Annotated in this window: 15 protein-coding genes and 1 pseudogene; 4 read left to right on the top strand and 12 right to left on the bottom strand. The window is 73.5% G+C overall.

Annotated elements, in window-relative coordinates:
• Window positions 1–145: 145 nt before the first annotated feature.
• The 7 genes and pseudogenes from obgE to ACGFIG_RS10680 form a co-directional block, all read right to left on the bottom strand.
• Window positions 146–1,588 (bottom strand): annotated as a pseudogene (obgE, locus tag ACGFIG_RS10710) (GTPase ObgE); the annotation flags it as partial.
• Between the two features lie 91 nt (window positions 1,589–1,679).
• The gene (rpmA, locus tag ACGFIG_RS10705; RefSeq protein WP_013288010.1) at window positions 1,680–1,934 is read right to left on the bottom strand and encodes a 50S ribosomal protein L27; all 255 of its coding nucleotides are present in this window, start codon (window positions 1,932–1,934) and stop codon (window positions 1,680–1,682) included.
• Between the two features lie 11 nt (window positions 1,935–1,945).
• The gene (gene rplU / locus ACGFIG_RS10700) at window positions 1,946–2,260 is read right to left on the bottom strand and encodes a 50S ribosomal protein L21 (RefSeq protein WP_088975625.1); all 315 of its coding nucleotides are present in this window, start codon (window positions 2,258–2,260) and stop codon (window positions 1,946–1,948) included.
• A gap of 188 nt (window positions 2,261–2,448) precedes the next feature.
• Window positions 2,449–2,952: a hypothetical protein gene (locus ACGFIG_RS10695; protein WP_393001451.1), complete on the bottom strand. Its 504-nt coding sequence runs from the start codon at window positions 2,950–2,952 to the stop codon at window positions 2,449–2,451.
• A 118-nt stretch (window positions 2,953–3,070) separates the two neighbouring features.
• Window positions 3,071–6,154 (bottom strand): ribonuclease E/G, encoded by a 3,084-nt coding sequence (locus ACGFIG_RS10690; RefSeq protein ID WP_393001449.1) that lies wholly within the window; start codon window positions 6,152–6,154, stop codon window positions 3,071–3,073.
• A gap of 131 nt (window positions 6,155–6,285) precedes the next feature.
• Complete coding sequence (locus ACGFIG_RS10685; RefSeq protein ID WP_393001447.1) at window positions 6,286–7,020, bottom strand: TIGR03936 family radical SAM-associated protein; 735 nt, start codon at window positions 7,018–7,020, stop codon at window positions 6,286–6,288.
• A gap of 157 nt (window positions 7,021–7,177) precedes the next feature.
• Window positions 7,178–9,208, bottom strand: coding sequence for a TIGR03960 family B12-binding radical SAM protein (locus ACGFIG_RS10680; RefSeq protein WP_393001445.1), 2,031 nt, complete (start codon window positions 9,206–9,208; stop codon window positions 7,178–7,180).
• Window positions 9,209–9,909: 701 nt separating this feature from the next.
• Here ACGFIG_RS10680 and ACGFIG_RS10675 point away from each other — a divergent pair.
• Complete coding sequence (locus ACGFIG_RS10675) at window positions 9,910–11,040, top strand: hypothetical protein (protein WP_393002857.1); 1,131 nt, start codon at window positions 9,910–9,912, stop codon at window positions 11,038–11,040.
• Between the two features lie 153 nt (window positions 11,041–11,193).
• Here ACGFIG_RS10675 and ACGFIG_RS10670 read toward each other — a convergent pair whose 3' ends face one another.
• Window positions 11,194–11,889, bottom strand: coding sequence for a lysophospholipid acyltransferase family protein (locus ACGFIG_RS10670; protein ID WP_393001443.1), 696 nt, complete (start codon window positions 11,887–11,889; stop codon window positions 11,194–11,196).
• Window positions 11,890–12,103: 214 nt separating this feature from the next.
• Between ACGFIG_RS10670 and ACGFIG_RS10665 the strand changes: the two genes are divergently transcribed.
• The gene (locus ACGFIG_RS10665) at window positions 12,104–12,544 is read left to right on the top strand and encodes a carboxymuconolactone decarboxylase family protein (protein WP_393002855.1); all 441 of its coding nucleotides are present in this window, start codon (window positions 12,104–12,106) and stop codon (window positions 12,542–12,544) included.
• Window positions 12,545–12,613: 69 nt separating this feature from the next.
• On the opposite strand, the gene ndk is transcribed toward ACGFIG_RS10665, so the two are convergent.
• A complete protein-coding gene (ndk, locus tag ACGFIG_RS10660) occupies window positions 12,614–13,039 on the bottom strand; it encodes a nucleoside-diphosphate kinase (RefSeq protein WP_393001441.1) in 426 nt (141 codons plus the stop codon).
• A 143-nt stretch (window positions 13,040–13,182) separates the two neighbouring features.
• Here ndk and ACGFIG_RS10655 point away from each other — a divergent pair, with 143 nt between their 5' ends.
• Window positions 13,183–14,562: a VOC family protein gene (locus ACGFIG_RS10655; RefSeq protein WP_393001439.1), complete on the top strand. Its 1,380-nt coding sequence runs from the start codon at window positions 13,183–13,185 to the stop codon at window positions 14,560–14,562.
• 4 nt (window positions 14,563–14,566) lie between these two features.
• Here ACGFIG_RS10655 and ACGFIG_RS10650 read toward each other — a convergent pair whose 3' ends face one another.
• Genes ACGFIG_RS10650 through ACGFIG_RS10640 form a run of 3 tightly spaced genes read right to left on the bottom strand, consistent with a single transcriptional unit; the run spans window position 14,567 to window position 18,983 of the window.
• A complete protein-coding gene (locus tag ACGFIG_RS10650; RefSeq protein WP_393001437.1) occupies window positions 14,567–15,037 on the bottom strand; it encodes a DUF4233 domain-containing protein in 471 nt (156 codons plus the stop codon).
• Window positions 15,034–16,368 (bottom strand): bifunctional folylpolyglutamate synthase/dihydrofolate synthase, encoded by a 1,335-nt coding sequence (locus ACGFIG_RS10645; RefSeq protein ID WP_393001435.1) that lies wholly within the window; start codon window positions 16,366–16,368, stop codon window positions 15,034–15,036. Before ACGFIG_RS10645 ends, ACGFIG_RS10650 begins: the two co-directional genes overlap by 4 nt.
• Window positions 16,365–18,983, bottom strand: coding sequence for a valine--tRNA ligase (locus tag ACGFIG_RS10640; protein ID WP_393001433.1), 2,619 nt, complete (start codon window positions 18,981–18,983; stop codon window positions 16,365–16,367). Before ACGFIG_RS10640 ends, ACGFIG_RS10645 begins: the two co-directional genes overlap by 4 nt.
• 69 nt (window positions 18,984–19,052) lie before the next feature.
• Here ACGFIG_RS10640 and ACGFIG_RS10635 point away from each other — a divergent pair, with 69 nt between their 5' ends.
• Entirely contained in the window at window positions 19,053–19,736 is a 684-nt protein-coding gene (locus tag ACGFIG_RS10635; RefSeq protein WP_393001431.1) for a hypothetical protein, read from the top strand.
• The last annotated feature ends 367 nt before the right edge of the window (window positions 19,737–20,103 follow it).

The raw sequence follows: 20,103 nt of genomic DNA, 5'->3' as shown, positions 1-20,103 counted from the left end.
GGAGCGCGCCGAGCTATTCGGCGTCGTCCTGCGCGGCGGTGCGGGACAGGCCATACCCCTGCGTCGGGCCCGCGTCGCCGGAGCCGCCGGCCTCCCGGGTGGGGCCGGCCTCGTCGAAGGCGTCCCCCGGCGCCGGGTCGAGGTCGTCCGAGACGTCGGCGTCGGTGCCCTCGAACTCGTCCTCCGGGCGCTGCCGGCGGGCCTTGCGGGCCGCCAGCCGCTCGGCGGCCGAGGCCCGGCTGGACTTCTCCTCGAGCCGGACGTCGGTGCCCCGGTTGCCGGGGATGAAGTCGGCACCCGCGTAGAGGGTGGGCTGCCAGTCGAACTCCCGCTCGCCGATGCGGACCAGGTCGCCCGGCTCCGCACCGGCCTTGCCCAGTTTCTCCTCGACGCCCAGGCGGGCCAGCCGGTCGGCCAGGTAGCCGACGGCCTCGTCGTTGTCGAAGTTGGTCTGCCGCACCCACCGCTCGGGACGGACGCCGCGTACGACCCAGGCGCCGTCCGGCGCGGCCTCGATGGTGAAACCGGCGTCGTCGACCGCCCGGGGCCGGATCACGATCCGCGTCGGCTCGGCCGGCGGGGCCGCGGTGCGTCCCTGCTCCACCAGCTCCGCCATGGCGTACATGAGTTCCTTCAGCCCTTCCCGGGTCGCCGCGGAGACCTCGAACACGCGGAAACCGCGCTCCTCCAGGTCGGGGCGGACGATCTCGGCCAGGTCCCGGCCGTCCGGCACGTCGACCTTGTTGAGCGCCACCAGCCGGGGACGGTCGGCCAGGCCGCCGTACTCGGTCAGCTCGGCCTCGATGGTGTCGATGTCGGCGACGGGGTCCCGCCCGGGCTCCAGCGTGGCGGTGTCGATGACGTGCACCAGCACCGCGCAGCGCTCGATGTGCCGGAGGAACTCCAGGCCCAGCCCCTTGCCGGTGGCCGCACCGGGGATCAGGCCGGGCACGTCGGCGACGGTGAAGGTGTGGTTGTCCAGCCGCACCACGCCCAGGTTGGGCACCAGCGTGGTGAACGGATAGTCGGCGATCTTCGGCTTGGCCGCGGAGATGACCGAGATCAGCGACGACTTGCCGGCCGACGGGAAGCCCACCAGCCCGACGTCGGCGACGCTCTTGAGCTCCAGCACCACGTCGAGCTGCTCGCCGGGCTCGCCCAGCTCGGCGAAGCCGGGGGCCTTGCGCCGGGCGTTCGCCAGCGACGCGTTGCCCCGGCCGCCGCGCCCGCCCCGGGCGACCTCGAAGGTCGTGCCGGCGCCGACCATGTCGGCCAGGACCGTGCCGTCGGTGGCCTGCACGACCGTGCCGTTCGGCACCTTGAGCACGAGGTTGCGGCCGTTGGCGCCGTCCCGGTTCGATCCGGCGCCGCCCTTGCCGTTCTCGGCCTTCACGTGCGGACGGAAGTGGAAGTCCAGCAGCGTCGTCACCTGCGGGTCGACCACCAGGGACACGCTGCCGCCGTGCCCGCCGTTGCCGCCGTCGGGGCCGCCGAACGGCTTGAACTTCTCCCGGTGGATCGAGACACAACCGTGCCCACCATCGCCGGCCTGCAGGTGCAGGACGACCCGGTCAACGAACGTCGCCACGGACGTCAATCCTTCCAGCGAGGTTCACGCCCCGCACGAAAAAAGCAAAGCGGGCCGGGACACGAGGTCCGCGGCCCGCAACGCCTTCGAACTACTGCTGCGGCACGATGCTGACGGTCTTGCGACCGCGCTTGGTGCCGAACTGGACCGAACCGGCGGCCAGCGCGAAGAGCGTGTCGTCTCCGCCGCGGCCGACCAGGTCACCGGGGTGGAACTTGGTGCCACGCTGACGGATGAGGATCTCACCCGCGCTGACGACCTGACCACCGAAGCGCTTCACGCCGAGCCGCTGCGCCGCGGAGTCACGGCCGTTGCGCGAGCTGGACGCACCCTTTTTGTGAGCCATCTGAGGACGACCTACTTCCCGCTGGAGATGCCGGTCACCTTGACCTGGGTCAACGGCTGGCGGTGACCCTGGCGCTTGTGGTAGCCGGTCTTGTTCTTGAACTTGTGGATCCGGATCTTCGGGCCCTTGGTGTGCGCGGCGATCTCGCCGGACACCGCGACCTTGGCAAGCTTCGCCGCGTCGGTCACCAGGTCGTCACCGTCGACGAGGAGCACCGCGGTGAGCTTCACCGCGTCGCCGGGGGCACCGACGAGCTTCTCGACCTCGATCACGTCGCCCTCGGCGACCTTGTACTGCTTGCCGCCGGTCTTGACGATCGCGTACATCGGAGGCGGACTCCCTGTCGTTGAGGCTGCTAGCGTCTTTTCCCACCGTTGCCGGTCGGTCGTTCCCGCGGCGGCTCGCCGGGTAGCAGAGGCACGGCGGCGCGGGCACGCGAGAACTCGGCACACCAAAGTGCGCCGCAGGTCAGCGTACGCCATGGGAGGGCCGACGCCCAAACCGGGCCCGCCCGTCAGCGGGCGCAGAGCTGGTCGAGGCGCTGCCGGAGCCGGTCCAGTTCGGTCTCGTCGATCGAGTCGACGTCGGTGCCCAGCGTGCCGACCTCCGCCGCCATGTCCGCGAGAAGCGTCTTGAGCTGCGCGTCCTCGGCCCGGGTCGACTCGCGCCGCAGCGCGCTGCGCCACTCGGTCAGCGCGGTGGAGATGCGCTCGCGGGCGGTCCGCGCCTCCGCCGCGTCGTCCGCCCCGACCGCCGCGACCATCTTGCCGAGTTCCTCGACGTACGTCCGCACGGCGGTCTCGCCGGCCCGCTGTGCCGAGGCGCACACCTCGGGGGCGTTGCCGCCGGCCGCCCCGCTGCCGGCTCCCGGGGCCCCGCCGCCGGTGGACCCGTCCGGGACGGCGCCACCGGCCGAGGTGCCGCCGGGTGGGGCAGCCCGTTCCGGTCGCTCGGCCGCGCACCCGCCGCCGGCGAGCAGGACAGCGGTGAGCGCGGTGACGGCGAGCAGACGGCGCATGGTTCTTCTCCTGACCGCAGGCGGCCGATCATTGGCCGGAGATCGACCATACGACAGGGCCCCTCCCGCCGGATATCACCGGGAAGGGGCCCTGTCACACGCCGGGTCGGTCAGCCGGTCACGGCCGGGTACGCCGCCGCGCGCCGCTGCGGCGCGAACGACGCCGGCCGGTGCCGCCCTCCGACTCGTCGCCGTCGGCGTCGGAGAGCGCGTCCGGGTCGTCCGGGGCGGCCAGCCGGGCCGACTCGCCCGTCTGGCTGTCGGCGACCCCGGCAGCGGCGGTGGTGTCCGCCTCGTAGCGGGACAGGTCGTAGCCCATGGTGTCGTGGTAGTCGGTGTCCGGGGTGGCGTCGGCGACGGGCTCGGTCACCTCGGCCACGGTGCGCTCGGCCGGCGCACTCTTGCGCGCCCGGCGCCGGGACGAGCCGGCGGCCGGCTCCGCCGCCGGGGCGGCCACCGCCGAGGCGACCGCCTTGACCTTCTCCCCCGCGCCGCCCCCGCCCGTACGCGGCTTCTCCGGCACCGGCTCGGTGTGGATGATCAGGCCCCGGCCCTTGCAGCACTCGCAGGTCTCGCTGAACGCCTCCAGCAGGCCCGCGCCGATCCGCTTGCGGGTCATCTGCACCAGCCCGAGCGAGGTGATCTCGGTGACCTGGTGCTTGGTGCGGTCCCGGCCCAGGCACTCGGTCAGCCGGCGCAGCACCAGCTCACGGTTGGACTCCAGCACCATGTCGATGAAGTCGATCACCACGATGCCGCCGAGGTCGCGCAGCCGGAGCTGGCGGACGATCTCCTCGGCCGCCTCCAGGTTGTTCCGGGTGACCGTCTCCTCCAGGTTGCCCCCGGAGCCGGTGTACTTGCCGGTGTTGACGTCGACGACCGTCATCGCCTCGGTGCGGTCGATCACCAGCGAGCCGCCGGAGGGCAGGAAGACCTTGCGGTCCAGCGCCTTGATGATCTGCTCGTCGATCCGGTACTCGGCGAAGACGTCGGTGGTGCCGACGTGCCGGCGCAGCCGGGGAACCAGGTCGGGCGAGACGTGCGACAGGTACGACTCGACGATGTCGTACGACTGCTCGCCCTCGATCACCAGCTCGCGGAAGTCCTCGTTGAACAGGTCCCGGACGACCCGGATGACCAGGTCCGGCTCCTCGTAGAGCAGGACCGGGGCGCCGCCCTCGGCCGCCTTGGCCTGGATGTCCTCCCACTGCGCCTGGAGCCGCTTGACGTCGCGCGCCAACTCGTCCTCGCTGGCGCCCTCGGCGGCGGTCCGGACGATCACGCCCGCGCCGTCCGGCACGAGCTTCTTCAGCACGTCCCGCAGCCGCTTGCGCTCGTTGTCGGGCAGCTTGCGGCTGATCCCGGAGGCGTTGCCGTGGGGCACGTAGACCAGGTGCCGGCCGGAGAGCGCGATGTGGCTGGTCAGTCGGGCGCCCTTGTGCCCGATCGGGTCCTTGGTGACCTGCACGAGCACCGAGTCGCCGGAGCGCAGCGCCTGCTCGATCGAGCGGGCCCGCCCCTCCAGCCCGGTGGTGTCCCAGTTGACCTCGCCGGCGTACAGGACGGCGTTGCGCCCGCGCCCGATGTCGACGAAGGCCGCCTCCATGCTGGGCAGGACGTTCTGCACCTTGCCGAGGTAGACGTTGCCGGCCATCGTGCCCGAGGAGCTGCGGGTGACGTAGTGCTCGACGAGCACCCCGTCCTCCAGGACGGCGATCTGGGTCCGGTCGCCGCGCTGGCGTACGGCCATTACCCGGTCGACCGCCTCGCGGCGGGCCAGGAACTCCGACTCGCTGAGGATCGGCGGCCGGGTACGGCGCTGCTCGCGGCCGTCGCGGCGGCGCTGCCGCTTGGCCTCCAACCGGGTGGAGCCGGAGACGCCCTGCACCTCGTCGACGGTCTTGCGCGGCTCGCGGATCTTGACGACGGTCGGCACGCCGTCGTCGGCGCCCGCCTCGACGTCACCGGCGCCCCGGCGGCGGCGACGGCGACGGCGGCGCGTCAGCGCGTCGCCGTCGGCCTCCTCGTCCTCGTCGCCCTCGGCCTCCTCCGCCTCGGCCTGCGCGGTCTCCTCGGCCTCCTCGTCCTCGGCCTCGTCCGCGCCGCCCTTGCCCCGGCCCCGGCCACGGCGACCGCGCCGGCGCCGGCGGCGGGCCGCGGCGCTCTCGTCCTCGTCCTCGTCCTCCTCGGCGGCCTCGTCGGTCTCCTCGGCAGCTTCCTCGGGCTCGACGACCTCGGCCGCCTCGACGTCACGGCGGCCACGCCGGCGACGGCGCGCGGGCTCGGCCGGTTCCTCGGCGGCGGGCTCCTCCGGCTCGGGCTCGGGCTCCGCAACGGGGGCCGGGGCCACGACCCGGACGACCGGGACGTCCTCCGGCTGCGGCGCCATGAAGAGGACGGTGGGCGCGGAGAGCGCGGCCCGCCGGCGGCGGGTGCGGGGCTCGGGCTCAGGCTCGACGACCGGCTCGGGCTCCACGACCGGCTCGGTCGCCTCGGTCGGCTCCTCCTCGACGGACGGGGTGACCGTCACGCCCGGGGGAACCTCGCCGGCGCGGGCCTCGGCGCCGCTGGCGGCGACGGGCGGCGCGGCGGCGCCGAACCCGGTGCCGGCCTCCGGCGCGACCCCGGTGTCGACCGACGGCTGCCCGGCGGCGTCGGTCGGGGCCTCCGCGGCCGGCTCGGCCGCCGCGGGGGCGGCCTTCTTCCGGCGGGTACGCGTCGCCTTGACCGGCGGCGCGGCCGGCTCGGCGGGCGCCTGGTCCACTGCGGCCGGCGCCTCCCCGGCGGCTGGCGCGGCAGCGTCGGGGGCCTGTCCGGCGGCGTCGGCGGGCTGCGCCGCGGTGGCCTCGGCGGCCTTCGCGGTGGTGGCCTTACGGCGGCGGCGCGTCGCCTTCGGGGCGGCGTCGAGGTCGCCGGAGACGGGGGCCAGCACCTCGGCCTGCGGAGCCTCGCCGCTGCCCGGCACGGGCGTCGTCGACGCCTCGACCGGCGCCTCGGTCTGCTCAGGCTGGTTCAGCGGTGCGGTCCGCCGCCGGGTGGTACGCCGCCGCACCGGCGCGGCGGGAGCCTGCTCGGCCTCGCCGGTCGCGGCGTCGGCCGCGTCCGGCCCCCCGGCGGGGTTCTCGACGGTGCTGCTGTCGGCGGTCTCACCGGCCGGCTGTGAACCGGTCCGTTCGCCGCCCTCGGGCTCGTTCTCGAGCATGGACGTTCTCCAGTTCTGGCTGCCCCGGGCGCGGGTGAGCGCTGCCACGCAGGGTTGCCGCAAAAGTGTTTCCGCCGGGCGCGCACGGTGCGCGACCGCCGAAGTCTGCCTACCTGAACGCCGACCGACGGTCAGCGTTCACCGATGGTTGCCCCGTCGCGGTCCGCGTCCAACGGATCCGCGATCGCATCCTGCGCGGTCAGCGTGCCCTGTGCCAGCCGGATCACCCTCGGCGAGACCGGCGGCTCCAGGTCGGCCACCACGCGGAGGCCGGAAAGGACGTCATCGGGCCGTACGGAGGGGGTGACCTGCCGCACGACCAGTTCGAGTATCGCACACGGTACGGCTGCGGCCCCGGAAGGCGTCTCCGGCGACGCGATCACATCGATGCGGATCACCGCCGCCCGCGCGTCGAAGGTGCGTCGACCCTGCTTGGTCATCCGCTCGACCAGCACCTCTTCGGCGGCCGTGAAGGCGGAAACCGCCCGTTGCAGGACCGACGGGTCGACCTCGGGCAGCTCGATACGCCAGTGTGACGCCTCGATCCGGTCGGCAAGACTTCCCCCGGTGGCCACGACAGCGTCGAGCACGTCGAGCCCCGGCGAGAGGGCGGCGTCCAGTGCCGCGCGCAGCTCCGCCGGGTCGACCTGCTCGCGCAGGCCGATCTCCAGGTACTCGGCCTCGCTCGCCACACCCGTCGGGGCCGCGCTGGCGTACGAGATCTTGGGGTGCGGGGTGAAGCCCTGGGAGAAGGCGATCGGCACGCCCGCCCGGCGCAGCGCCCGCTCGAACGCCCGGGCGAAGTCCCGGTGCGAGGTGAAGCGCAGCGGGCCGCGCTTGGCGTACCGGATCCGGACCCGCTGCACGACGGGTGCCTGACCGCCCTCTGGCTGTGGTTTCCTGCTGATCGTCGTGCTCCTCGTTCGGTCAGTGCTCGTTGGTCATGACGTTGTCGTCGACGACCCGCCGTGGCGGTGACGACAACGTCATGACCAACGGAGATGGGGCCCGGGTGGGGGGGGATCAGTGCTGGGCGGGGGTGGGGAGCTTCAAGCCGTTGACCGGGGTCAGCGGGAGCAGCTTCCTGCCGGTCGGGCCGATCTGGATCTCGGTGTCCATCGACGGGCAGACGCCGCAGTCGAAGCACGGGGTCCACCGGCAGTCGTCCTGCTCGTACTCGCTGAGCGCGTCCTGCCAGTCCTGCCAGAGCCAGTCCTTGTCCAGGCCCGAGTCCAGGTGGTCCCACGGCAGGACCTCCAGCTCGTCGCGCTGCCGGGTGGTGTACCAGTCGAGGTCGATCCCGAAGGTGGGCAGCACCTCGGCCGCCGCGGTCACCCAGCGCTGGTAGGAGAAGTGCTCGCTCCAGCCGTCGAACCGGCCGCCGTCCTCCCAGACCCGGCGGATCACCGCGCCGACGCGGCGGTCGCCCCGGCTGAGCAGGCCCTCGATCAGCGACGGCTCGCCGTCGTGGTAGCGGAAGCCGATCGCCCGCCCGAGCGACCGGTCCGCGTTGATCGCCTGCTTGAGCATCCTGAGCCGGCCGTCGATGACCTCCGGCCGCTCCATCGGCGCCCACTGGAACGGGGTGTGCGGCTTCGGCACGAACCCGCCGATGGAGACCGTGCAGCGGATGTCCTTCGAGCCGGTGGCGGCCCGGCCGGCCCGGATCACCTCGTGGGCCATGTCCGCGATCTCGAGGACGTCCTCGTCGGTCTCGGTGGGCAGGCCGCACATGAAGTACAGCTTCACCTGCCGCCAGCCGTTCGTGTACGCGGTCACGACGGTGCGGATCAGGTCTTCCTTCGACACCATCTTGTTGATGACCTTGCGGATCCGCTCCGACCCGCCCTCGGGGGCGAAGGTCAGACCGGTGCGCCGGCCGTTGCGCGACAACTCCTGCGCGAGGTCGATGTTGAACGCGTCGACCCGGGTCGACGGCAGCGAGAGCGAGACGTTGGTGCCCTCGTACTGCTGGGCCAGGCCCGAGCACATGTCGCCGATCTCGGAGTGGTCGGCCGACGACAACGACAGCAGGCCCACCTCGTGGAAGCCGGAGAACTCCAGCCCTTCGCGCACCATCTGCCCGACCGTGGTGATGCTGCGCTCGCGCACCGGCCGGGTGATCATGCCGGCCTGGCAGAACCGGCAGCCCCGGGTGCAGCCCCGGAAGATCTCCACCGCGTACCGCTCGTGCACCGTCTCCGCGAGCGGCACCAGCGGCTTCTTCGGGTACGGCCAGGCGTCCAGGTCCATGGTCGTGCGCTTGTGCACCCGGAACGGCACGTCCGCCCGGTTCGGCACGACCCGCTGGATGCGGCCGTCGGGGAGGTAGTCCACGTCGTAGAAGCGCGGCACATAGACGCTCTCGGTGCGCGCCAGGCGCAGCAGCAGCTCGTCACGCCCGCCCGGGGAGCCCTCGGCCTTCCACTCCCGCACGATCCCGGTGATCTCCAGAACCGCCTCCTCGCCGTCGCCGAGCACGGCGGCGTCGACGAAGTCGGCGATCGGCTCCGGGTTGAACGCGGCATGGCCGCCGGCCACGATCACCGGATCGGCGTCGGTACGGTCGGCGGCCAGCAGCGGGATGCCGGCCAGGTCGATCGCGGTGAGCAGGTTCGTGTAGCCCAGCTCGGTGGAGAACGAGACGCCGAAGACGTCGAAGTCGCGCACCGAGCGGTGCGCGTCGACGGTGAACTGCGGCACGGCGTGCGCGCGCATCAGCTTCTCCAGGTCCGGCCAGACCGCGTAGGTCCGCTCGGCGAGCACGTCGGGCAGCTCGTTGAGCACCTCGTAGAGGATCTGCACGCCCTGGTTGGGCAGGCCGACCTCGTAGGCGTCGGGGTACATCAGCGCCCAGCGCACGGTCGCCGCGTCCCAGTCCTTGACCACCGCGCCTAGCTCGCCACCGACGTACTGGATGGGCTTGGTCACCTGGGGCAGCAACGGCTCCAGCCGTGGCCAGACCGACGGCTCGTAGTCGCGGCGCGGCGCCACGCTGGTGCCGTCGCCGGAATTGGCCGCGGCGGGGCGCGGCGTGGTGGACGGGACGCTCATGATGCCCAAGGGTACGCGGCCCGACGGCGGCCACCGCGCGCACGCCTTGCGCCACGCCACGGGCGGGCGCGGCGGCCCCGTGACCCCGCGCGGGGGTGCCAGCTCGCCGGTCGGGTCGGACGCCACCGGCAGGCGCCGGGTGGTGACCCGGATCGCCCCGCTGGCGCGTCGGTACTAACCTCGGACCGGCGCGAGAGGAGATTGCCGCGATGCCGCAGCCGCAGCCGGGCACGGACCGGCCGGCCGACGGGAGCCCCCCGGGTCGGGACCAGGGTCAGGATCCGGCGGTCACCGAGGAAACCCCGACCTCCCCCGCAGCGCCCGCCGCCGACGGCGGCCCGGGCCCGGAGGGCACCCGTGAGCTGCCCACCGACGAGACCGGGCCAGCCGCGACGGCCGACCTCGGACAGGACGGGGGCCACGTCGGGCCGCAGGGCCGCGCCGACGCCACCGCACGGCAGGACCCGGGCGGGGCCGGGGCGCGGGACGCCGGGCCGGAGGAGCCGCGGCACCCGGCAGCCGAGCGCACGGCCGACACCGGTCCCGGGGGCACCCGTCTGCTGCCCGGGGACGGCCCGCCGGCCGCCGGTCCCGAGGGCACCCGCCTGCTGCCCGGGGACGGCCCGCCGGCCGCCGGTCCCGAGGGCACCCGCCTGCTGCCCGACGACGACGTGCCGGCCGTCGGGCCGCAGGGCACCCGGATGTTCCGCGCCGACGAGCAACCGGCCGAGCCGCCCACGCCCCGGTGGAGCGGTTCCGCGGCGGTTCCCCCGCCGAAGCCGCGCAAGCGGGCCTGGGGCGAGTCCGCCGAGATTCCCCCGGTCCCGGTCCCGGCGCCGGAACTCCCGCCGGAGCCGCCCGAGCATCTCACCCCGGTCGATCCGTGGGCGGGCGCCGACACCGGCGGGTGGGACCTCCCGCCGGCCGCACCGCCGCCCCCGCCGACACCGACGCTGCCGTACCCCACGGCGCCGGCGGCCAGGCCGTACTCCGGGCCACCGGCGCCGCCCGTCCACTCCCCCGCAGCGCCGGAGCCGCCGCGCCCCGAGCCGCCCCGGGTCGGGTACCCGGCCGCCCCACCGCCCGCGTACCCCGTCTCCCCGCCGCCCGCGGCCTACCCGGTCTCGCCGCCGGCGTCCCGGACGCCCGTGCCTTCCCGGCCGGCGCCACCCCCGCCACCTCCGCCCGCGCCGCCGAGGCAGCGCCGGGCGACAACGCCCCCGGCCGGGCCACCACCGCAGCAGCAGGCCCCCAAGGGGTACGCCCCGAAGCCCGCCCGCCGGCGACGCCGCTGGCCGTGGTTCCTGCTGTTCATGGTGGCCTGCTGCTGCGGCTGCCCGGCCTACTACGGCGTGCCGATGGCGTCGCAGTACCCGGCCGACGCCGCCCTGCCCGCCGAGGTGGCCGACCTGCGGCTGCGCGACGACAACACCAGCAAGGCGACCGCCAAGCAGTTGGAGGCCGAGGTACGCAAGGCGCACTGGCTGGCCGAGGACACCTTCGCGGGCGTCTACGGCACGCCCGCCGGGAAGCGGGTGACGGTCTTCGGCGGCACCGGGTTCCGGTTCACGCCGGAGTCGGACGCGGAGGACGAGATGGTCCGGCTCACCGAGCAGTACTCCCTCGGCGAGGCCCAGGTGGTCGACACCGGCGTACGCGGCCGGCACCAACGCTGCGCCGTGGGCCGCGCCGACGGTCAGGACGTGGTGGTGTGCACCTCGGTCGACCACGGCAGCATCACCACCGCGGTCTTCACCCGCCTCTCCCTCGACGACAGCGCCACCCTGCTCGGCACCCTGCGGGATCAGACGGTCACGACCAACCAGAAGTAGGTTCTCGCCGCCCGACCGACGCCACGCGAGCAGGGCGGTGGCTGTCGCCGGCTGATCGCGGCCTGCGGCGGGGCGTGACGTCGGGCCGCGACGTCGTTGGGAGAAGCTGCGCGACGGACAAGCTGCGCGGCGGGCAGCCTCACCCGTGGCGGCTCAGGCCGGGGCGTCGCCCGAGGTGGCGGAGTGCGCGCGCGGCGGGGCGTAGCGGGGCACGTACTCCTGGCCGGTGAGCTTCTGGATCTCGGCCATGACCTCGTCGGTCATCTCGCGCAGCGACGTGCGGTCGTCCGGCCGGCCCGTGAAGTCCAGCGGCTTGCCGAACCGGATAGTGATCTTGGCGCGGCCGGGGCGGGGCACCCGGGTCCCGATGGGCTGGGCCTTGTCGGTGCCGGTCATGCCGACCGGGATGATCGGCACGCCGGCCGCCACCGCCAGCCGGGTCGCCCCGGTGCGCCCCCGGTAGAGCCGGCCGTCCGGCGACCGGGTCCCCTCCGGATAGACCGCGACCAGGTCGCCGGCCTTGAGCACCGGAATGGCGGCGTCGAACGCCGACAGCGCCGCGCGCCCGCCGGCCCGCTCGACCGGAATGGCGCCCAGGCCGGTGAGCACGAACTTGGAGAAGGCGCCCTTCGGGCCGGTGCCGGTGAAGTACTCCGACTTCGCCCAGAACGCCAGGTGCCGGGGCACCACGGTGCCGAGGAAGAGCTCGTCGGCGACCGAGAGATGGTTACCCGCGAAGATCGCTCCACCGGTCTCCGGAATGTGCTCCAACCCCTCCACGGTCGGACGGAAGGCCAGCCGGAGCGCGGGCGCCACGGTGAGCTTGCCGATGGTGTAGAGCAGCGGCACTGGTCCTCCGGCGAAGTGTGTGCGAGCAGGCGGTGTCACCGTAACCGACGGGTCCACGAGGTGTCGCCCGGGTGGCGGGTCGACCGCCTGGTGAGCTGGCGTGACAAGGGCGGGGGCGGACTCCGTGACCGGGGTCACGTCCGGCTCGTGTCACGCCGCGCCCTCCGTACGCCGTCGGGTGGGTGTCGACACCGACCGGACCGAGGAGATCGTCATGCAGCGGATGAACGTGGCCGAGGTGGCACCGCAGGCGTACCAGGCCGTGCTGGGGCTGGAGAAGTACGTGCGGGCGAACGTGGGGCACACCGTACTGGCGCTGGTGAAGCTGCGGGCGTCGATGCTGAACGGCTGCGCGTTCTGCGTCGACATGCACAGCCGGGACGCGCTGGCGGCCGGCGAGTCCGACCGGCGGCTCTTCGCCGTCGCCGCCTGGCGGGAGGTGCCCTTCTTCGACGAGCGGGAGCGGGCCGCGCTGGCGCTCACCGACGCGGTGACCCGGCTCGGCGAGCACGGCGTGCCCGACGACGTCTGGGACGCGGCGGCCAAGGTGTGGTCGGAGAAGGAACTCGCCGACCTGCTGATGGCGATCGCCACCATCAACGTGTGGAACCGCATCGCCGTGACCTGCCGCAACGACCTGCCCACGGAGGTGTGACGGCCCCCGCCACGACGCAAGGCGGCCGGTGCGCTCGACGCGCACCGGCCGCTGGCACACCTGGGCGGATCAGCTCAGTTCGGGGAACCAGAGCCCGATCTCGCGCTTCGCGCTGTCCGGCGAGTCGGAGGCGTGCACCAGGTTCTCCCGGTTGGACAGGGAGAGGTCGCCGCGGATGGTGCCGGCCGCCGCCGCGCGCCCGTCGGTCGACCCCACGAGCCCGCGTACCACGTCGATGACCTGGTCGCCGGAGAGCACCAGCGCCACCAGCGGGCCGCCGGTCATGAAGTCCTTCAGCGGCGGGTAGAACGGCTTCTCGACGTGCTCGGCGTAGTGCTCGTCGGCCAGCGCGGCGTCCATCGTCCGGAGCACCATGGCGTCGATCCGCAGCCCCTTGCGCTCGAAGCGGGAGATCACCTCGCCGACCAGCCCGCGACGGACCGCGTCGGGCTTGATCAGTACGAGGGTGCGCTCATCGGGGCTGCTGCTGGACACGCTGGGTTCCTCCTGTACGCACAATGCGGTCGGGGTCGGTACGGTCAGCCTAGCGACCCGGTCCCGGCGCCGGCGCGGCGGCCGGTTCTTCCTCCGGCGGCCGATCCGGCCTAGCCTGGCCCTTGACCCTCGGGAGGTCCACTGTGGCGAATGGCGGGAACCGACCCATCGCACCGGTACGCAAGCTGATCGCCGCGGTGCTGGGCACCGTGGCCACCTTCGTCGTCCTCTTCGGCCTCGGCATGACGAGCTGGGCGATCGTGGCGCTCGGGGTGGCACTGCTGGTGCTGGCCATCGCGCTGGCCACGGTGCGCGGGGGCGGTCGCACCTGGGTGGTCGGCGTCGGGCACGTGCACAGCGCCTCCGAGCCGCCCACCCAGTACGCCTTCGGCCGCTGCGAACTCCAGCTGGTGATCGACGCCCCGGGGCTGCCGCCCCGCTCCAAGAAGATCATCGAGCCGCGGGTGCCGGTGGCGAAGTGGCCGTCGCTGGGCCAGACGCTGCCGATCCGGGTGGCCCTCGACGACCAGCGGCACGTCCGCGTGCTCTGGGAGGACGTGCCCACCCACGCGGAGACCGCCGCCGCCGTCGCGGCCGACCTGCCACCCGAGTACGCGGGCGCCGAGCCGATGGACGACGTACTGATCCAGCAGGAGGCCCCGCCGTGGGCGGACCGGACGCCGGACGACGACTTCCGGGACGACTTCCGCGACGACCTGCGGACGCCGGTCGGCGACCCGCTGGGTGACCCCGTCGGCGACCCGCTGGGCGATCCGCTCCGTGAGGACCAGGTCACGCCGATCGAGAAGCGCGAGCCCGTCGTGGTGCACCAGCGACCGGGTGGGCCCGTCGTGCTGGAGGGCACGCTCGTCGAGCAGCCCGCCGCCGCCACCCTGCCGCGCCGGGCCACCCCGACGCCCCGCCCGCCCGCCGAGGAGCGGTTCGACGCGCCTGGCGAACGCCTCGATCCGCCCGCGCCTGCGGACCCGCTCGACCTGCCCCTGGACGACCCCGCGCCGCCCCGTGACCGGATCCGCGAGGAACGGATCAGCCCGGAGGAACTGGACGAGGCGATCTTCGGTCCCGGGCCGGCGGCCGGTGCCGACGATCGGGACGCGGAGAGCGCCACGGCCGGCGACGAGTTCGGCGCCCCGATCGCCGGGGTGGGCCTGACCCTGCTGGTCACCGACCTGCCCCGCTCGCTGGCCTTCTACCGGGACCTGGGCTTCACCGAGGTCGACCGGGGCTCCGGCAACGCGGTCCTCGCCTCCGGGACGACCCGCCTCGTGCTGCGGGAGGTCACCGAGGCGGCACCCATCAGCCGCCGCCTGGTGCACGTCAACCTCGAGGTCGACGACATCGGTTCCGCGTACGAGCGGCTGCGCGGGACGGGCGTCCGCTTCACGTACGCCCCCCGGGTGGTCAACCGGGGCACCAAGCTGGAGGTCTGGGCGGCGGCGTTCCGCGACCCGGACGGCCACGGCATCGCCCTGACCCAGTGGCGCGAACGCGCCGAGGCGTGAGGCGTCAGCCCAGGATGACCCTGCGCACGTGCAGGGCGTAGGCCCACACCAGGGCGAAGACGACGCCCAGCACGAGCAGCGACCAGTGCAGCAGGCCGGCCAGCATCAACAGCCCCTGGAGGGCGGTGCCGGCGTGCCAGGCCCACGGCCGGCGCATCATGCCGGCCAGCAGCACCGCCGCCACGGCCAGCGCCACGACCGCCCCGATCGCCGCGCCGCCGAGGTCGCCGCCGACCACCCGGATCGGCTGGATGGCCAGCACCAGCACCAGCGCCTCCAGGCTGAGGGTGCCGGCGCCGAGACCACGGACCGCCCGCTCCGGGTTCCGCAGGCCGGAGCGGCGCGGCGGCCGACCTGCCGGGCTGCCGTCCGCCGTCCGGGCCGCGCCGTCGTCAGAAGTACCGTCCGCCGTACCGGCGGGAAGGTCGCCGGCCGGGCGGTCGTCGTCCGCGGGGACGCGCTGCGGCCCCGTCATCGCTTCAGCAGCCGGCGGGCGTCGGCCACGGTCACCACCGACCCCGTGACCAGTACCCCGACCCCGCTCAGCTCCCCCGGTACGTCCTCCTCGGCCAGCGCCACCGCCGCCTCGATCGCGTCCGGCATCTCCTCGGCCATCTCCACCCGCTCCGGTCCGAAGACCTCGGCCGCCAGCGTGGCCAGTTCCCGGGCCGGCAGCGCCCGCGGCGAGCTGTTGCGGGTCACCACGACCTGATCGACCACCGGCTCCAACAGCTCCAACAGGCTGGCCGCGTCCTTGTCGGCGAGGACGCCGACCACCGCCACCAGCCGGCTGAAGGCGAACTCCTCCTGGAGCGCCGCCACCGTGGCGGCCATCCCGTGCGGGTTGTGCGCCCCGTCGAGCAGGATCGTCGGCGCACTGCGTACGCGCTCCAGCCGCCCGGGCGAGCTGGCGGTGGCGAAGCCCTCCCGGACCGCCTCGACGTCGAGCTGCCGCTTGGCCCCGGCGCCGAGGAACGCCTCGACCGCCGCCAACGCCATCGCGGCGTTCTGCGCCTGGTGGGCGCCGTGCAGCGGGATGAAGACCTCCTCGTAGACCCCGCCGAGGCCCTGGAGGGTGAGCACCTGCCCGCCGACCGCGACGGCCCGCCGGAGCACCCCGAACTCGGCACCCTCCCGGGCGATGGTCGCGCCGACCTCGGCGCAGCGCTCCAGGATCGGCCCCGCGGCCTCCTCCTCCTGCGCCGCGGAGATCACCGTCGCGCCCTTGTGGATGATCCCCGCCTTGGCCAGCGCGATGTCCTGGATCGTGTCGCCGAGCCACTCGGTGTGGTCGAGCCCGACCGGGGTGAGTACGCACACCCCGGCCTGGATCACGTTCGTCGCGTCCTCGGCCCCGCCCAGGCCCACCTCGACCACCGCCACGTCCACCGGGGCGTCGGCGAAGGTGGCGAAGGCCAGCGCGGTGGTCATGTCGAAGTACGTCAGCGGCTCCGCCGAGCGCTCGTCGACCAGCCGGGCCAGCGGCTCGACCTCCCGGTACGTGGCGACGAAGCGCGCCTCGTCCACCGGCTCGCCGTCCAGGCTGATCCGCTCCCGGACGGTCTCCAGGTGTGGGCTGGTGTAGCGGCCGGTGTGCAGCCCGAACGCCCGCAGCAGCGAGTCGATCATCCGGGCCGTCGAGGTCTTGCCGTTGGTGCCGGTCAGGTGGACCGACGGGTACGCCCGCTGCGGGCTGCCGAGCAGGTCCAGCAGCGACTCGATCTTGTCCAGCTCGAAGGCCATGCGGGTGAACCCACGGCCGGCCAGCTCGGCCTCGACGGCGGCGAAATCGGTGCGGTCGGTCACGAGGGCAGCGCCTCCAGAGCGGCGTCGATGCGGACGAGGTCGGCCTCGGCGACGGCGAGCCGGTCGCGGATCTTGGCGACGACCGGCTCCGGCGCCTTGTCGACGAACGCCGGGTTGCCGAGCTTCGCCCGCGCCTGCGCGGCCTCCTTCTCGGCGGCGGCCCGGTCCTTGGTCAGCCGGGCCCGCTCGGCGGCCACGTCGATCGTCCCCCGGGTGTCCAGGGCCACGCTCACCTCGCCGGGCATGGCGAGCGTCGCGCTGGCCTGGAAGCCGTCGCCGGCCGCGTCGAGGCGCACCAGCGACCGGATCAGCGGCTCGTGCGCGGCGATGCCGGCGGCGGCCAGGCCGTCGAGCCGCGCCGCGACCCGCTGCGTCGGGCGCAGCCCCTGGTCCGAACGGAACCGCCGGATCTCGGTCACCACCCGCTGGAGGGTGCCGACCTCGACCTCCGCGGCGTCGTCGATGCCGGTACGGTCGGCCACCGGCCACGCGGCCGTCATCACCGTCTCGCCGCCGGTCAGCGCGGTCCACAGCTCCTCGGTGACGAACGGGATGACCGGGTGCAGCAAGCGCAGGATCTGGTCGAGCACGTGACCGAGCACCCGGCGGGTGGCCTCGGCGGCCGGGCCCCCCTCGGCGAGCACCGGCTTGGTCAGCTCCACGTACCAGTCGCAGACGTCGTCCCAGGCGAAGTGGTAGAGCAGGTCACAGACCTTCGCGAACTCGTACGCCTCGAACTGCTCGTCCACCTCGGCGGTGACGTGCGCCAGCCGGGACAGGATCCACCGGTCGACCGTCGACAGCGTGTCGGCCGCCGGCAACGGACCCTCGGTGTGCGCGCCGTTGAGCAGCGCGAAACGGGTGGCGTTCCAGAGCTTGTTGCAGAAGTTGCGCGAGCCCTGGCACCACTCCTCGCTGACGGGCACGTCCCCACCCGGGTTGGCGCCCCGGGCGAGGGTGAACCGGGTGGCGTCGGCGCCGTAGCGGTCGATCCAGTCCAGCGGGTCGACGACGTTGCCGAACGACTTCGACATCTTCTTGCCGTACTGGTCGCGGACCATGCCGTGCAGGGCCACCGTGTCGAACGGCTGCCGGCCGTCCATCGCGTACAGGCCGAACATCATCATCCGGGCGACCCAGAAGAAGAGGATGTCGTAGCCGGTCACCAGGACGCTGGTCGGGTAGAACTTCGCCAGGTCCGGGGTCTGCTCCGGCCAGCCGAGGGTGGAGAACGGCCACAGGCCGCTGGAGAACCAGGTGTCCAGCACGTCCTCGTCCTGGTGCCAGCCCGCGCCGCTCGGCGGCTGCTCGTCCGGGCCGACGCAGACGATCTCGCCGTCCGGGCCGTACCAGACGGGGATGCGGTGGCCCCACCAGAGCTGCCGGGAGATGCACCAGTCGTGCATGTTGTCGACCCAGGCGAAGTACCGCTTTGCCAGCTCGGCCGGCTCGATCTTCACCCGCCCGTCGCGCACCGCGTCGCCGGCCGCCTTGGCCAGCGGCGTGGTGTTGACGAACCACTGGAGCGACAGCCGCGGCTCGACGGTCGTCTTGCACCGGGAGCAGTGCCCCACCGCGTGCACGTACGGCCGCTTCTCGGCCACGATCCGGCCCTGCTCACGCAGGGCCGCGACGATCGCGGGGCGGGCCTCGTAGCGGTCCAGGCCCTCGAACGGGCCGGGCGCGGTGATGACGCCCCGCTCGTCCATGATCGTCAGCGACGGCAGGCCGTGCCGCTGGCCGATCTCGAAGTCGTTCGGGTCGTGCGCGGGGGTCACCTTGACCATGCCCGTGCCGAAGCTCGGGTCGACGTGCTCGTCGCCCACGATCGGGATCCGCCGGTCGGTCAGCGGCACGGCGACCTCGGTGCCGATCAGGTGCCGGTAGCGCTCGTCGTCGGGGTGTACGGCGACCGCGGTGTCACCGAGCATCGTCTCGGCCCGGGTGGTGGCCACCACGACGTCGTCGCTGTAGCGGATCGACACGAGCTCGCCGTCGTCGTCGGTGTGCTCCACCTCGATGTCCGAGAGCGCGGTCAGGCAGCGCGGGCACCAGTTGATGATCCGGTTGGCCCGGTAGATCAGCCCGTCGTCGAAGAGCTTCTTGAACATGGTCTGGACGGCCCGGGACAGGCCCTCGTCCATGGTGAAACGCTCGCGGTCCCAGTCGACGGAGTCGCCGAGGCGCCGCATCTGGCCGAGGATCGCGCCACCGGACTCGGCCTTCCACTGCCACACCCGCTCGACGAACTTCTCGCGCCCCAGGTCGTGCCGGGAGAGGCCCTCGCCGGCGAGCTGCCGCTCGACCAGGTTCTGGGTCGCGATGCCAGCGTGGTCCATGCCGGGCAGCCACAGCGCCTCATGGCCCTGCATCCGCTTGCGGCGGGTCAGCGCGTCCATGAGCGTGTGCTCGAACGCGTGGCCCATGTGCAGAGAGCCGGTGACGTTGGGCGGGGGGATGACGATCGTGAAGGGGGGCTTGTCGCTGTCCGCCGACGCCCGGAAGTGGCCGGCGGCTACCCACTGCTCGTACCGCCGCTGCTCTACCTCGCCGGGCTGGTACTGGCCGGCAAGGGTCGGGGCGTCGGGGCGTCGGGCATCCAGTCTCTCGGTCACCCTGAAAGTCTACGGAGCGCTTCCCGGGACCCGACGTGCGCCACCTGCCCTTCGCGTACGGTGTCGGCTATGTCCGACGCACATCTCACCGATCGCCCGGCCGTCGACGGGCCTGCACCGATCGACCTGACCGACGAGCCCATCCAGCTCAGCAACCGGGACCCCGGACACTCCCCGGAGCGGCGGGCGGGACGGTCGAGGCGGCGGCAGGTGGCGTGGACCCTGGCGGCGCTGGTCGGGCTCGCGGGAGCGGCGGTGCTCGGCACGGCCGGCTGGCGGGTGGCCGAGCAGAAGGACGCCGACCTGGCCACCCCGGACCGGGTGGCGAGCCTCGTACGCGACGACAGCGAGCGGGCCCGCAGCACCTCCGACTACCTGCGTAGCGGGTTCGCCGCAGACATCGACCTGGACAGCAGCTTCGGTACCGTCTACCGCGACCCGGCCGACGAGAAGCGCTCGGTGCTCATCTTCGGCGGTACGACTCTGCTCTGGCAGCCGGAACGTGACCTGGACAGTCTCTTCAAGCTGCTCACCGACGAGACCGGCAAGGTGACGGGACTGCGTGAGGTGCCCGCCGGCCGGTTCGGCGGCGTGATGAAGTGTGGCACCACCAGCGGCGACGGCGGCGACTTCGCGGTCTGTGGCTGGGCCGACCACGGCAGCGTGGTGATGGCGATGTTCCCGGGCCGCTCGATCGACGACGCCGGCGGGCTGTTCCGCGCCATGCGCGAGGAGATGCAGACCCGCGATTGAGCGGTACGCCACACGGTCAGCGGGGCGCCACACGGTCAGCGACACGCCGGCGAGGGCGGCGTCGCGCAGCCTCTGGTGCGCGAGCTACCCGGCCCGGCGAAAGCCGGCTGTCCCAGCGCACCAGTCGCCCGCCGTCGACGTCCGTCAGCTGGCCGGACGGACGTCAAGCGCCTTCAGTGCTTCGCCGGCACGCCAGCTCGACGCCGAGACCCTGCCTCGCTGGCCACGACCTAGCCGATCCACCCGGCGAACGGCGGAGCGAATACGGCTGATAACGCAGTTCAGGGTCACCCCGAAGGGTGACCCTGAACTGGAAGATTGTCCGGCGGTGTCCTACTCTCCCACACCCTCCCGAGTGCAGTACCAT

The organism is Micromonospora sp. NPDC049048 (genome assembly GCF_043197615.1).
Classification (GTDB): domain Bacteria; phylum Actinomycetota; class Actinomycetes; order Mycobacteriales; family Micromonosporaceae; genus Micromonospora.
This window is presented reverse-complemented; position numbering and strand designations above follow the sequence as displayed.